Raw genomic sequence first — 12,642 nt, forward strand, 5'->3', positions numbered from 1 at the left:
GGTAGCGTGGCGCCATGACCACCACGAGCGGCACGCCGAAGACGACCTCCGACCGCGTGGCAGCGCTGCTGGCGCGCCAGCCCGTCCTCGACGGGCACAACGACCTGCTGTGGGAGGCGCGGCAGCTGGTGGGCTACGACTTCGACCGCCTCGACGTCGGCGCCGGGGGCACCCCGACCCACACCGACCTGCCCCGGCTGCGCCGCGGCGGCGTCGGCGCCCAGTTCTGGTCGGTCTTCGTCCCGGCCTCGCTGGCCGGCGACGACGCGGTCAGCGCGACGCTCGAGCAGGTGGATGCGGGGCACCAGCTCGTGGCGCGGTATGCCGACGAGCTCGCGTTCGCGCGGACGGCCGGGGACGTGCGGGCCGCGTGGGAGTCGGGACGGATCGCCTCGCTGCTCGGCGCCGAGGGCGGTCACTCGATCAACAACTCGCTCGCGACGCTCCGGATGCTGCGGGTCCTCGGCGTCGGCTACATGACACTTACCCACAACAGCAACGTCGACTGGGCCGACTCGGCCACCGACGAGCCGGTCCTCGGCGGGCTCAGTGCGTTCGGGGTCGAGGTGGTCCGCGAGATGAACCGGATCGGCATGCTCGTCGACCTCTCGCACGTCTCCCCCGACACCATGCGCGACGCCCTGCGTGTCGCGGAGGTGCCGGCCATCTTCAGCCACTCCTCGGCCAAGGCGGTCTGCGACAGCCCCCGCAACGCGCCCGACGACGTGCTGGAGTCGCTGCGGGACAACCACGGCGTCTGCATGGTCACCTTCGTCCCGACCTTCGTGAACCCGGCGGCCGCGGCCTGGCGCCGGGAGCTCAACGCCGTCGCCGCCGAGCGCGGTGTCACGCCGGCCGATGCTGACGCGTACTCGGCCTTCTACGACACCTACAAGGCCGAGCACCCGACCCCGAAGGCGACCCTGGACGACGTCGTGGCCCACATCGAGCACGTCCGCGAGGTCGCAGGCGTGGACCACGTCGGGCTCGGCGGCGACTACGACGGTGTCGCCGAGCTGCCCGAGGGGCTGGAGGACGTCACCGGCTACCCGCGGCTCCTGACGGCCCTGGCCGACCGCGGCTGGTCCGACGACGACCTGGCCAAGCTCACCAGCGGCAACATCCTGCGGGTCATGCAGGACGCCGAGGACGGGGCGCACGCCCTGCAGGAACAGCGCGGCCCCAGCCTCGCGACCATCGCCGAGCTCGACGGCGCCGACGCGTCGGCGTCGGCCCTGACCTGAGCGCCACGGACCCGGGCCCGGCCGGTCAGCCGGTACGGCGCGCGTCGTCCTCGGCCAGCTCACGCAGTACCGCGCGGAACGTGGCGTAGCGCCGCGGTCCCACGGCCCCCGCCCAGGCGCGCTCGGTCTCGGCCACCCGCTGCTCGAACCGTTCGAGTGTCCGTCGACCCTGGGGCGTGAGCGTCACGAGGCGCACCCGGCCGTCGCGGGGGTCCTTGCCGTCGCCGACCAGGCCGAGCTCGACCATGCCGGTGACGAGCTGTCCGCAGCCCTGCTTGGTCATGCCGAGCCGCTCGGAGAGGTCGGTGATCGCGATGCCCTCGTCGGGGACCTGACCCAGCACCCGGAGGTGCGAGCTCCGTAACGGATGCCCCCAGTCCTCGTGCGCGACGAGGGCGCGGAAGTGCCCGAGGACCCCACCCATGAGCTCGAGGACGTGCGCATCTGCACCGTCCTGCCCCTTGACCCTGGTCATAAAGGCAGTTTACCTTTTTCTAGGTGGGAAAGTTGCTTTACCGGTTGGGGTGGTGACCATGGACGGACGGTCCGAGCTCGGTCCCGTGCACGTCCCCGACTCGGAGCTGGCGTCCATCGTGGCCCGGTGGTTGGGCGTCTGCCGCGAGGAGGTGTCGATCCTGGGGTCGCGGTGGGACGTGGTCGACTACGACCTGCAGGCCATCACGACTGCCGGGCGCTACTGGGTCTCCGGCACTGCCCACNCGGTGCCACCGGAGTTCAAGGAGCTCGCGGCGGCGAGCGTCCCGTGGCGCACCGAACCGCTGGTCTACCGCAGCGACCTCGTCGACCGCCTCCCGGACGGGCTCACCATGCCGGGCGTGGTGGCCGTGCGCGACCTCGACGAGCTGTCTGCGTCGGTCTGGCTGCAGGCGGTGTCGACCCGGGACGCCCCGTGGACGGTGGACGAGTTCGCGCATGCGGCCCACCTGTTGGGGCGGTTGGCAGCCAGCGAGCGGGTGCGCCCACTGGCCTGCGTCGGTGAGGGCGACCGGAGGCGAACGGTGCGCGACTACGTGGACGGGCGGCTCACCGTGCAGGTGGTGCCCATGCTCCGCGACGACCGCCTGTGGGCGCACCCGGTCCTGCGGGCGACGTTCGGGGAGGAGCTCCGCACCCGCCTCCTGGCGCAGGTGGAGGCGGTCGACGCGTACGTCACGGAGCTCGAGTCGGTCCCCCTCGGGACGGCCCACGGCGACGCGTGCCCCAACAACCTGCTGCGTACGACGGACTCCTCGGACGTGGTCCTCATCGACTTCGGCTTCTGGAGCAGCCAGCCGCTCGGGTTCGACCTGGGGCAGCTGTTGCTCGGCGACGTCCAGATCGGCCGCCGGCCCGCCAGCAGCCTGGCCGAGGTCGAGGCGGTCATCGTGCCGGCGTACGTCCGTGGCCTGCACGAGGAGGGCGCGACGGTCAGTGAGGCAACCATCCGCAGGGCGCACGCGCTCCACATGCTGATCTTCAACGCGCTGTCGTCCATGCCCTTCGAGCTGCTCGACCACGAGCCCACGCCCGAGGTGCTCGCCCGCGCCCGTGAACGGGCCGCCATCGCGACCTTTCTGCTCGACCTCGTCGCAGCCACCGAGCCGGCTCAGCTCTGAGCCTGTCCCTGCTAGCCGTTGCGCCAGCGGGTGATGGTGAGGCCGACGACGCGGGCGATGATGAGCGCGACGTACATGACGCCGGCCACCTGCTCGACGATGACCACCGACCGGGCGTGCGGCAGGACCGCGGTGACGTCGGACAGCCCCACGCTGGTCAAGTTGGCGAAGGACAGGTAGAGCAGCTCGAGGAACGTCCGGTGCCCCTCCCCCTGGTAGGCGATGAACGACCCCGGGTAGACGACCTGCAGCGCCATGAACAGGTAGGCGAACACCCACGAGACGACGGTGAAGTTGGCCCCCACGGCGAAGATCTCGTCGCGGGTCACCCACGAGTCGTCGAACAGGTAGCGGATGAGGCCGTACCCGGTGTAGCCGTAGAACGCGGCGTGCAGGACCGCCGACCAGAACACCACCTGCTGGTTCGTGGGGAGGAACCCCTCGGCGATGGTGAGGCCGACGACCGGGATCCCCAGCACCACGGCCACCCAGGTCAGCGCGGGCGTGGCGCGCACGGCGTACACGGCGACAGCCAGCACGAGCACCCCGAACAGGCCGATGAGCGTGCGTCCGAGCGGGGTGTCCCCGGCGAAGGGGTAGGCGAGCACCTCGAGCAGCTGGGCCACCAGGAGGACCCCGCTCGGGTGGCCCTTGACGGCGTTGAACCAGCGGCGCATGCCGAACACCCTAGGTGGGCCCGGTCAGCCCTGCGCTGCGACCAGCCGGTAGCCCTGACCCGGTTCGGTGAGCAGGTGGCGTGGTCGGGTGGGGTCGGGCTCGAGCTTGCGGCGCAGCTGGTTGGCGTAGACGCGCAGGTAGTTGGACTCGCGCCCGTAGCCCGGGCCCCACACCTCTCGCAGCAGGTCGCGCTGGGACACCAGGTGCCCGGGGCTGCGCGCGAGGACCTCCAGCAGGCTCCACTCGGTGGGGGTGAGTCGCACCTCGGCGCCGGCCACGACGGCGCGGCGCTCGGCGAAGTCGAGGGTGAAGTGGTCGGTGGCGAACGCCGGCACCGTCGACGGGGCGCCCGTGACGCCCCGCCGCAGCGCGACCCGGATGCGGGCGAGCAGCTCGTCCATGGCGAACGGCTTCGTGACGTAGTCGTCCGCGCCGAGGTCGAGCGCCTCGACCTTGTCGATGGAGTCGGTGCGGGCGGAGAGCACGATGACCGGGAGGTCGAAGGACTGCCGCAGCCGCCGCAGGACCTCGACCCCGTCGAGGTCGGGCAGCCCGAGGTCGAGGACGACGAGGTCGATCGACCCGTCGTGCAGCGCCTGCAGGGCGCTGCGCCCGTCACCGGCCGTCTCGACGGTGTAGTCGCGGGCCCGGAGGTTGATGGCGAGGGTCCGCAGGAGGTGGGGTTCGTCGTCGACCACCAGGACCGTGCTCACGTCGCCATCCTGTCAGGCACCGTGGGCGCGTCCGTGCCGTGCGGTTCCCCGGCGGCCGCCTCGTGGCGCGCCAGGTCGAGGACCACGGTCAGCCCACCCCCCGGGGTGTCCTCGGCGACGATCGTGCCGCCCAACGCCTCCACGAGGCCCCGCGCGACAGCCAGCCCGAGCCCCACACCGGTGCCGCGGGGCGCGTCGCCGAAACGCTGGAACGGCGCGAAGATGGCTTCCTTGGCCCCCTCGGGGACCCCGACACCGCGGTCGACGACCCGTACCTGCACGCGGTCGGCCGTCGCCGACGCGGCCACCACCACCTCCCCGCCAGAGTGCCGCAGGGCGTTCTCGAGCACGTTGGCGAGGACACGGTCGAGCAGCCCGGGGTCCGCGGAGGCGGGCGGGAGGCCCGCGTCCATCGAGAGCCGTACGCGGCCTCCTCCCGGCAGCAGCGCAGCGGCCGCGGTCACGGCCTCGTCGAGGTGCACCGCAGCCAGGCGCGGCACGACGGCCCCGCTCTGCAGCCGTGACATGTCGAGCAGGTTGGTCACGAGCACGGTGAGGCGGTCGGTCGACTCCTCGATGGTCTCGAGCAGGTCGGCCCGGTCCTCCTCGCCGAAGACCACGTCCGGCTGGCGCAGGCTCGAGGCCGCGGCCTTGATGCTCGCCAGCGGCGTGCGCAGGTCGTGCGACACGGCCGCGAGCAGGGCCGTCCGCGCGCGGTTGTCCTTGGCCAGCGCCCGACCTGCGTCGGCGAGCCGGACCAGCTCCTCGCGGCGCAGGATGGCGCCCACCCGCACCGCGAACGCCGACACCAGCCGCCGGTCCTGGGCCGAGACCACCCGACCGACGAGGACGAGTGAGGTCGTGTCGTCGACCGGGGCGCGCACGGACGCGTCCCGCACCGCCGCGACGTCGAACCCGCTGGTGGCGGCGAGCACCTGCCACGGGTCACGCACCGTCGGACGGCGCACCACCGCGGCGGAGTCCACTCCGAAGAACTCCACCACCTGGCGCAGGACCGCCGGCAGCTGGTCGCGCTCCCCCAGCAGCGACTCCGCCGAGGCCGCGAGCGCCGCAGCCTCGCGCTGGGCCTCGCGGGCGGCAGCGGCCCGGCGCTCACTGAGGTGCACCACGGACGAGACGGCGACGGCGACGAGCAGGAATACCGCGAGCGCGACGAGGTTCTCGGGGTCGGAGATCGTCAACGTGTGGACCGGCGGGGTGAAGAACCAGTTGATGGTGGTGCTGCCCAGGACCGCGGCGGCGACCGCCGGCCAGACACCACCGACCAGGGCCGTCCCCACGGTGAGCAACAGGTACAGCAGCACCTCGAGGGGCAGGTCGTGCCAGGCCGGGGTGACGTGCAGGACAGCCGTGAGCACCGCGGTCCCCACGACGGCCAGAGCCCAGCCGAGCGCCGTACGGCGGCGGCCCAGCTCCGGCCCGAACCGCCACGGCGCCCGGACCGACCGGGTGAGCTCGTGGGTGACCAGGTGCACATCGATCTCGCCGGAGCCCTCGACGACCTTCTGCCCGACGCCGGGCGAGAGCACCTCCTGCCAGCGCCTGCGCCGCGACGCGCCGATGACGATCTGCCGGGCGTTGACACCGCGGGCGAAGACGAGCAGCGCGGTGGCGATGTCGTCGCCCTTGACGGTGTGGAACGTCCCCCCGAGCTCGGCCGTCAGCCGCCGGAGCTCCTCGAGCTGCTCGAGCCGCGCGTCGACGAGGCCGTCGGGCGGGGTGACGTAGACGGCGACCAGCTCGCCGCCGGCGCCCCGTGCGGCGATCTGGGCGGCCCGGCGCAGCAGCGTCCGGCCCTCGGCGTCGCCGGTGAGCGCGACGACCACCCGCTCGCGGGTCGGCCACGGCTCGGTGATGCCTCGGTCGGTGCGGTAACGGTCGAGCCCCTCCTCGACCCGGTCGGCGAGCCACAGCAGCGACAGCTCGCGCAGGGCGGTGAGGTTGCCCTCGCGGAAGTAGTTGGCCAGCGCCGCGTCGACCCGCTCTGCGGCGTAGACGTTGCCGTGAGCGAGGCGCCGCCGCAGCGCCTGCGGCGACATGTCGACGAGCTCGATCTGGTCGGCCCGTCGGACGACGTCGTCCGGCACGGTCTCCTGCTGCCGGACCCCCGTGATCGACTCCACGACGTCGTTGAGCGACTCCAGGTGCTGGATGTTGACCGTCGAGATGACGTCGATCCCTGCGGCCAGGATCTCCTCGACGTCCTCCCACCGCTTGGTGTGCGGGCTCCCGGGCACGTTGGTGTGAGCCAGCTCGTCGACGAGGACCACCTGCGGGCGGCGGGCGACGACTGCGGGGACGTCGAGCTCGGTGAGGGTGGAGCCACGGTGCTCGACCGTGCGCCGGGGCACCTGCTCGAGCCCCTCGGCGAGCGCAGCCGTGTGGGCCCGGCCGTGGCTCTCGACCACCCCGATGACGACGTCGGTCCCGCGGTCGCGGCGTCGGTGCCCCTCGGAGAGCATGGCGACGGTCTTCCCGACGCCCGGTGCTGCACCGAGGTACACGCGGAGCTTCCCCCTGGCCATGGCAGCGATTCTGGTCCCTGTCCTGGCGGTCAGTCGACGACGCGGATGGGCCTGGTCACCGCGCGACCAGCTGGTCGAGCGCCAGGTTGAGCTCCACGACGTTGACGCGCGGCTCGCCCAGGAATCCCAGCGTGCGACCCTCGGTGTGGTCCCTGACCAGGTCGACGACTGCACCCCGGTCGAGGCCGTTGGCCCGAGCCACCCGAGGAGCCTGCGCCATCGCGTTCTCCGGGGAGATGTCGGGGTCGAGCCCGCTGGCAGAGGCCGTCAGCGCGTCCGCGGGAGCTGCGGCGCCACCATTGGCGGCGGCGTAGGCCGCGCGCCGGTCGGCGAGCGCCTTCTGCTGGTCCTGCGCCGAGGCATACAGGTTCGTCCCGCCACTCACGTCGCCGGCGTACTCGCTCGCCGACGGGCGTCCCTGGAAGTGGCGGTCGTCCGTGAAGTTCTGGCCAAGCAGGCTGGACCCGACGACGACACCGCCCCGCTCCACGCGCGAGCCGTCCGCCTGGTGCGAGAGGCCGAGCCGGCCCACCCCCCAGATGGCGGCGGGGTACAGCCCGCCCAGGAGCACGGTGAGCACCACGAACATCCGCAGGGCGGCCAGGAGCTGGCGGGTGTTTGACGACGACATGTTCAGCTCAATCCGGGGAGAAGGGAGACGACGAGGTCGATGGCCTTGATGCCGACGAAGGGCACCACGATGCCGCCGAGGCCGTAGACCAGCAGGTTGCGGTTCAGCAGGCTGCTCGCGCCGCTCGGTCGGTAGCCCACCCCGCGCAGGGCCAGGGGAATCAGCGCGAGGATGATGAGGGCGTTGAAGATGACCGCGGACAGGATGGCGGACTCCGGCGAGGCCAGACCCATGACGTTGAGGGCGTCGAGCCCGGGGAACAGGACGACGAACATCGCGGGGATGATCGCGAAGTACTTCGCGATGTCGTTGGCGATCGAGAACGTCGTGAGCGCGCCCCGGGTGATGAGCAGCTGCTTGCCGATCTCGACGATCTCGATCAGCTTGGTCGGGTCCGAGTCGAGGTCGACCATGTTGCCGGCCTCCTTCGCTGCCGACGTGCCGGTGTTCATGGCCACGCCGACGTCGGCCTGGGCGAGCGCGGGCGCGTCGTTCGTGCCGTCGCCGGTCATCGCGACCAGCCGCCCACCCTCCTGCTCGGCCTTGATGAGGCGCATCTTCTCCTCCGGGGTGGCCTCGGCCAGGAAGTCGTCCACACCGGCCTCCCGGGCGATGGCCTCGGCGGTGAGGGGGTTGTCGCCGGTGATCATCACCGTGCGGATGCCCATCCGACGCATGTGCTCGAAGCGCTCGCGCATGCCCGGCTTCACGATGTCCTTCAGGTGCACGATGCCGAGGACGCGCGCGGGACGGCCGTCCTCCTGCTCCGCCACGACGAGCGGTGTGCCGCCCGAGGCGCCGATCCGGTCGGCGAGGGTGGTGACGCGTTCGTCGACCGTCCCGCCCGTCTCGCGCACCCATGCGGCCACTGCCGAGCCGGCGCCCTTGCGGACCCGGGAGCCGTCCGGGAGGTCCACCCCCGACATCCGGGTCGTCGCGCTGAACTCGACGAACGTCGCCCCCTGGAGGGCGAGCGCCTCCGCGGTCTGCGAGCCGTCGACGCCGTATGCCGTGTGGGCCAGCTCCACGATCGAGCGACCCTCCGGGGTTGAGTCGGCCAGCGAGGACAGGTGCGCCGCCTCGGGCAGGGCACGGCCGTCGCACTCGTCGAGGCCGAGGAACTCGCTGGCCTGGCGGTTCCCGAGCGTGATCGTGCCGGTCTTGTCGAGCAGCAGGGTCGACACGTCGCCGGCGGCCTCGACGGCGCGGCCCGACATCGCCAGGACGTTGCGCTGCACGAGGCGGTCCATGCCGGCGATGCCGATCGCGGACAGCAGCGCGCCGATGGTCGTGGGGATGAGGCAGACGAGCAGGGCGACCAGGACGATCACCGACTGCGAGCGACCCGAGTAGACGGCCAGTGGCTGCAGGGCCATGACGGTCACGAGGAAGATGATCGTCAGCGTGGTGAGCAGGATCGTCAGGGCGATCTCGTTGGGGGTCTTCTGCCGCTGCGCCCCCTCGACGAGCGCGATCATCCGGTCGATGAAGCTCTCGCCCGGCTTGGTGGTGATCCGCACGACGATGCGGTCGGAGAGGACCGTGGTGCCGCCGGTGACGGCGCTGCGGTCGCCACCGGACTCCCGGATCACCGGTGCCGACTCCCCGGTGATCGCCGACTCGTCGACCGTGGCCACGCCCTCGACGACGTCGCCGTCGCCGGGAACGACCTGTCCGGCCTCGACGACCACGGTGTCGCCGATCCGGAGCCCGGAGCCGGGAACCTGCTCCTCGGTGCCGTCCTCCCGCAGGCGCCGTGCCATGGTCTCCTTCTTGGTGGCCCGCAGCGAGGCTGCCTGGGCCTTGCCCCGCCCCTCCGCGACGGCCTCGGCGGCGTTGGCGAAGAGCACGGTCGCCCAGAGCCAGACCGCCACCGACCAGCTGAAGACGCTGGAGTCCTTGACGGCCAGGCCGGTCGTGAGGACCGAACCGACCCAGACCACGAAGATGACCGGCGAGTGCCAGACGTGGCGCGGGTCGAGCTTGAGGAGCGCCTGCGGGACGACCTCCCTGAGGGAGTGCCCGCCGGTGATCGTGTGCTTGGTCATGAAAGAGCCTCCGCGATGGGCCCGAGGGCAAGAGCAGGGAAGAAGGTCAGCCCGGCGACGATGAGGGCGACACCCGTCAGGAGCCCCACGAACCGCGGGGTGTGGGTCGGCATGGTGCCGGCCGTCGCGGGGCGCGGGTGCTGCTCGACGAGCAGGCCCGCGAGCCGCAGCACGAGCAGCATCGGCACGAACCGGCCGAGGACCATGCAGGCGGCGAGGGTCAGGTTGTACCAGGGGGTGTCGGCGGTGAGGCCGGCGAACGCACTGCCGTTGTTGTTGCTGCCCGAGGCGTACGCGTACATCACCTCGGTGAGGCCGTGGGGACCAGAGGCGAGCATCGTCGACCTGGGCCCGTCCAGCACCAGCGACAGGCCGGTGAAGACCAGCACGAGGATGGGCATCACGAGGATGTAGAGGGCTGCGCACGTGACCTCTCGGCGACCGATGGTCTTGCCGAGGAACTCCGGTGTGCGGCCGACCATGAGACCGGCGATGAAGACGGCGAGGATGGCCACGATGAGGATCCCGTAGAGCCCGGACCCGACGCCTCCGGGCGAGATCTCGCCCAGCACCATGGTGGTGAGCACGGTTCCCCCGCCGAGTGGGCTGTAGCTCTCGTGCATCGAGTTGACCGCACCGGTGGACGTCCCGGTGGTGGAGGCGGCGAAGAGCGTGGAGGCCCAGAGGCCGAACCGCTGCTCCTTGCCCTCCATCGCGCCGCCGAGCCCACCCGAGGCGGCGACCTCGGAGGCGGTCGTGGCCGCGACACCTGCGGCCCAGAGGACGCCCGCGAACCCGAGCAGGGCCCAGCCCTGGCGCCGGTCGCCGACCAGGATGCCGTAGGTCCGGGTGAGCGCGAACGGGATGAGCAGGAGGAGGAAGATCTCGAGCAGGTTGGTCACGGCGTTCGGGTTCTCGAACGGGTGCGCGGAGTTGGCGTTGAAGTAGCCGCCTCCGTTGGTGCCCAGCTCCTTGATCGCCTCCTGTGACGCGACCAGGCCGCCCCGGATCACCTGGTCGCCACCGGCGAGCGCCTTCACGGTCTCCGGTGCGCTGAGGTTCTGCACGACGCCGCCCACGAGCAGCACGACGCCGGCGACGGCGGCGATCGGGAGCAGGATGCGCACCGAGCCGCGGACCAGGTCGACCCAGAAGTTGCCGATGTCGCGAGCCGAACGACGCGCCGCGGCGCGGATGAGGGCCACGGCGACGGCCATGCCCACCGCAGCCGAGACGAAGTTCTGGACGGTCAGCCCGACCGTCTGCACGATCGGCGTGGCTCCCACCTCACCGGCATACGACTGCCAGTTGGTGTTGGTGACGAACGAGACCGCGGTGTTGAGGGCGGTGGTGGCACCCATTCCCTGCGAACCCTGCGTGAGGGGCAGTCGCAGCTGCACGAGGATGAGCCCGAAGAGCAGGAGGATGCTCACCACCGAGAAGGCCACCACGCTGACCGCGTAGGTCCGCCACCCCTGCTCGGAGTCCGGGTCGACCCGGACGAGCCGGTAGAGGACCCGCTCGACGCGCCAGTGGCGCGTGTCGCCGTAGACATGGGCCATCCAGGCGCCGAGCGGGTGGTAACACACGGCGAGGAGCGCGAGGAGCAGTCCGATGGTCAGCAGGCCACTGACGGTCCCGGACATCAGAAGCGCTCCGGTCGGACGAGCGCGTACACGAGGTACACGAGCAGGGCGATGCCGGCGACTGCGGCAATGATGTTCTCGATCACGGCTCCAGTGAAGGACAGGCGGACGGCCTGGTGGCTCCCCTTGACGTCGTGGTGACGGGCGTTGACGCGTTCTTGACGGCGTTGCCCGAGGCGGCGGCGCCGCAGGGCGGCCCACAGCGTCAACAAGGCATCAAGTCCCTTGACCTGCAGCGGGATCGGTGGGCGTCATGGAGTCGTGAAGCTCGAGGAGGTCCTGGAAGCGCGACGTGGTGCCGTGACCGCGGTGGCCTTGGTCGTCCCGTTCCTGGCGTGCGGGGTGCTGGCCGCAGCCGGCCGCCCGCTGCCCGACGCCAGCGCCGTCGTCGCCCTTGCCCTGCTCATCGTCGCCGCCTCCGCGACCGGGCTGCGACCCGCAGGTCTCGCGGCCTCCGTCTCCAGTGCGGTCGGCTTCGACTACTTCCTCACCAAGCCCTACGAGAGCCTGACCATCCACGACTCCGAGGACGTCCAGGTGGCCGTCCTGCTGCTGCTCGTCGGGTTCGCCGTCAACGAGCTCGCGCTGTGGGGACAGCGCCAGCGCGCCGAGCTCGGCCGCGCCCGTGGGTACCTCGACGGCGTGATGGCGACAGCCGAGTCGGTGGCGACCCCCGGAGGCGAGCCCCAGCGCGTGATCGCCGCGGTCGCGGCCCGCCTCCGGGACGTGCTCCGCCTCGACTCGTGCGAGTACCACGCGTCGACCCACCTGCCCGGGGGCCCTGTGCTGGGGCGGGACGGCTCGGTGACCCGGTCCGGGCTCACCCTCGATGTCGACCGCAGCGGGCTGCCCATCGACGAGGTCATCCTCCTGCCGGTGCACGTGGGCGGTCGGCAGCGCGGCTACTTCACCCTCACCGCCGCCTCGCGCGTCTCCCGCCCGAGCGTGCAGCAGCGCCGGGTCGCGGTCCTGCTCGCCGACCAGCTGTCGGCCCTGCTCGACACCAGCACCCAGGACCACTGAGCCGCTCGGAGATCCACTCTTCCGGCCCCGCGGGCGGGGCGACCCCCCTACCCTCGTCCGCAGGACCAGCGACCAGGGGGAGACATGGGGACACCGACGCACGCAGGGACGCAGGAGCCGGGTGACGTGCCGGGGACGCCGTCCGAGCCAAGCCCGTTCGGCCCGCCCTCGCCGCTCGAGCCGCTCGCCGTGGCGATGGAGCTGGGACGCCCGGTGAGCCGTGGGTTCGCGCTCGTGCTCGTCGCGGTGGTCCTGGTCGCGCTCGGCTGGGTCGACCACCGTCAGTCCGTCCGGCTGGAGGCCGTCGAGGCGTCCGCCGGCGTCTCGTCGACCGCCCCTCTGACTCCCGACCCGGAGACCTGCTACCTCCTGGGCGTCATCGCCGCCGCCCAGGGCAGGGCCGACCTCGTCACCCGCCTGGCGGCGTCGACCGGCAGCGACTGCCAGGTGTATGCCGCCCGTGGCTCGCGCGGGCAGGACCTCGAGGGCAACTGAGA

13 protein-coding genes are annotated in these 12,642 nt (G+C 72.0%); 5 read left to right on the top strand and 8 right to left on the bottom strand.

The genetic code is table 11. The features are described 5' to 3' along the window. Positions 1–14 precede the first annotated feature (14 nt). The gene (locus ASG70_RS15165) at positions 15–1,244 is read left to right on the top strand and encodes a dipeptidase (RefSeq protein WP_056884679.1); all 1,230 of its coding nucleotides are present in this window, start codon (positions 15–17) and stop codon (positions 1,242–1,244) included. 25 nt (positions 1,245–1,269) lie between these two features. On the opposite strand, the gene ASG70_RS15170 is transcribed toward ASG70_RS15165, so the two are convergent. After that, positions 1,270–1,719 (bottom strand): MarR family winged helix-turn-helix transcriptional regulator, encoded by a 450-nt coding sequence (locus ASG70_RS15170; RefSeq protein ID WP_056884680.1) that lies wholly within the window; start codon positions 1,717–1,719, stop codon positions 1,270–1,272. Positions 1,720–1,777: 58 nt separating this feature from the next. Here ASG70_RS15170 and ASG70_RS20125 point away from each other — a divergent pair. Then, the coding region (locus ASG70_RS20125) for a hypothetical protein (RefSeq protein ID WP_235531526.1) at positions 1,778–1,963 on the top strand (186 nt) is incomplete at its 3' end. 108 nt (positions 1,964–2,071) lie between these two features. Beyond that, complete coding sequence (locus ASG70_RS20465) at positions 2,072–2,860, top strand: phosphotransferase (protein ID WP_369818935.1); 789 nt, start codon at positions 2,072–2,074, stop codon at positions 2,858–2,860. A gap of 11 nt (positions 2,861–2,871) precedes the next feature. Here ASG70_RS20465 and ASG70_RS15180 read toward each other — a convergent pair whose 3' ends face one another. From ASG70_RS15180 to kdpF, 7 genes are read right to left on the bottom strand one after another with little or no spacing between them, the layout of a single operon-like run. Next, complete coding sequence (locus ASG70_RS15180; RefSeq protein WP_056884841.1) at positions 2,872–3,537, bottom strand: ion channel; 666 nt, start codon at positions 3,535–3,537, stop codon at positions 2,872–2,874. A gap of 24 nt (positions 3,538–3,561) precedes the next feature. After that, positions 3,562–4,251: a response regulator transcription factor gene (locus tag ASG70_RS15185; RefSeq protein ID WP_056884682.1), complete on the bottom strand. Its 690-nt coding sequence runs from the start codon at positions 4,249–4,251 to the stop codon at positions 3,562–3,564. Continuing rightward, the gene (locus tag ASG70_RS15190; protein ID WP_056884683.1) at positions 4,248–6,797 is read right to left on the bottom strand and encodes a DUF4118 domain-containing protein; all 2,550 of its coding nucleotides are present in this window, start codon (positions 6,795–6,797) and stop codon (positions 4,248–4,250) included. Before ASG70_RS15190 ends, ASG70_RS15185 begins: the two co-directional genes overlap by 4 nt. A 55-nt stretch (positions 6,798–6,852) precedes the next feature. Then, a complete protein-coding gene (gene kdpC, locus ASG70_RS15195) occupies positions 6,853–7,428 on the bottom strand; it encodes a K(+)-transporting ATPase subunit C (protein WP_056884684.1) in 576 nt (191 codons plus the stop codon). A 2-nt stretch (positions 7,429–7,430) separates the two neighbouring features. Then, positions 7,431–9,476: a potassium-transporting ATPase subunit KdpB gene (gene kdpB / locus ASG70_RS15200; RefSeq protein WP_056884685.1), complete on the bottom strand. Its 2,046-nt coding sequence runs from the start codon at positions 9,474–9,476 to the stop codon at positions 7,431–7,433. Then, the gene (gene kdpA, locus ASG70_RS15205) at positions 9,473–11,122 is read right to left on the bottom strand and encodes a potassium-transporting ATPase subunit KdpA (RefSeq protein WP_056884686.1); all 1,650 of its coding nucleotides are present in this window, start codon (positions 11,120–11,122) and stop codon (positions 9,473–9,475) included. The genes kdpB and kdpA overlap by 4 nt, the downstream gene beginning before the upstream one ends. Continuing rightward, a complete protein-coding gene (gene kdpF / locus ASG70_RS20130; protein ID WP_235531527.1) occupies positions 11,122–11,334 on the bottom strand; it encodes a K(+)-transporting ATPase subunit F in 213 nt (70 codons plus the stop codon). The genes kdpA and kdpF overlap by 1 nt, the downstream gene beginning before the upstream one ends. Positions 11,335–11,383: 49 nt before the next feature. Between kdpF and ASG70_RS15215 the strand changes: the two genes are divergently transcribed. Together ASG70_RS15215 and ASG70_RS15220 are read left to right on the top strand one after the other, a co-directional pair. After that, positions 11,384–12,145 carry a DUF4118 domain-containing protein gene (locus ASG70_RS15215; protein ID WP_162253921.1) on the top strand — a complete coding sequence of 254 codons (762 nt, stop codon included), beginning with the start codon at positions 11,384–11,386 and terminating at the stop codon, positions 12,143–12,145. An 84-nt stretch (positions 12,146–12,229) separates the two neighbouring features. Then, positions 12,230–12,640: a hypothetical protein gene (locus ASG70_RS15220; RefSeq protein ID WP_156400037.1), complete on the top strand. Its 411-nt coding sequence runs from the start codon at positions 12,230–12,232 to the stop codon at positions 12,638–12,640. The last annotated feature ends 2 nt before the right edge of the window (positions 12,641–12,642 follow it).

This window comes from Phycicoccus sp. Soil748 (genome assembly GCF_001428025.1).
In the GTDB taxonomy this organism is placed as follows: Bacteria; Actinomycetota; Actinomycetes; order Actinomycetales; family Dermatophilaceae; genus Pedococcus.

What these genes read in the sequence shown, in the direction of transcription:
- ASG70_RS15180 (WP_056884841.1), bottom strand. Translation starts at nt 3,537, where the DNA reads ATGCGCCGCTGGTTCAACGCCGTCAAGGGCCACCCGAGCGGGGTCCTC.
- ASG70_RS15220 (WP_156400037.1), top strand. Translation starts at nt 12,230, where the DNA reads ATGGGGACACCGACGCACGCAGGGACGCAGGAGCCGGGTGACGTGCCG.
- ASG70_RS15170 (WP_056884680.1), bottom strand. Translation starts at nt 1,719, where the DNA reads ATGACCAGGGTCAAGGGGCAGGACGGTGCAGATGCGCACGTCCTCGAG.
- ASG70_RS15190 (WP_056884683.1), bottom strand. Translation starts at nt 6,797, where the DNA reads ATGGCCAGGGGGAAGCTCCGCGTGTACCTCGGTGCAGCACCGGGCGTC.
- ASG70_RS20465 (WP_369818935.1), top strand. Translation starts at nt 2,072, where the DNA reads ATGCCGGGCGTGGTGGCCGTGCGCGACCTCGACGAGCTGTCTGCGTCG.
- ASG70_RS15165 (WP_056884679.1), top strand. Translation starts at nt 15, where the DNA reads ATGACCACCACGAGCGGCACGCCGAAGACGACCTCCGACCGCGTGGCA.
- kdpB (WP_056884685.1), bottom strand. Translation starts at nt 9,476, where the DNA reads ATGACCAAGCACACGATCACCGGCGGGCACTCCCTCAGGGAGGTCGTC.
- kdpC (WP_056884684.1), bottom strand. Translation starts at nt 7,428, where the DNA reads ATGTCGTCGTCAAACACCCGCCAGCTCCTGGCCGCCCTGCGGATGTTC.
- kdpA (WP_056884686.1), bottom strand. Translation starts at nt 11,122, where the DNA reads ATGTCCGGGACCGTCAGTGGCCTGCTGACCATCGGACTGCTCCTCGCG.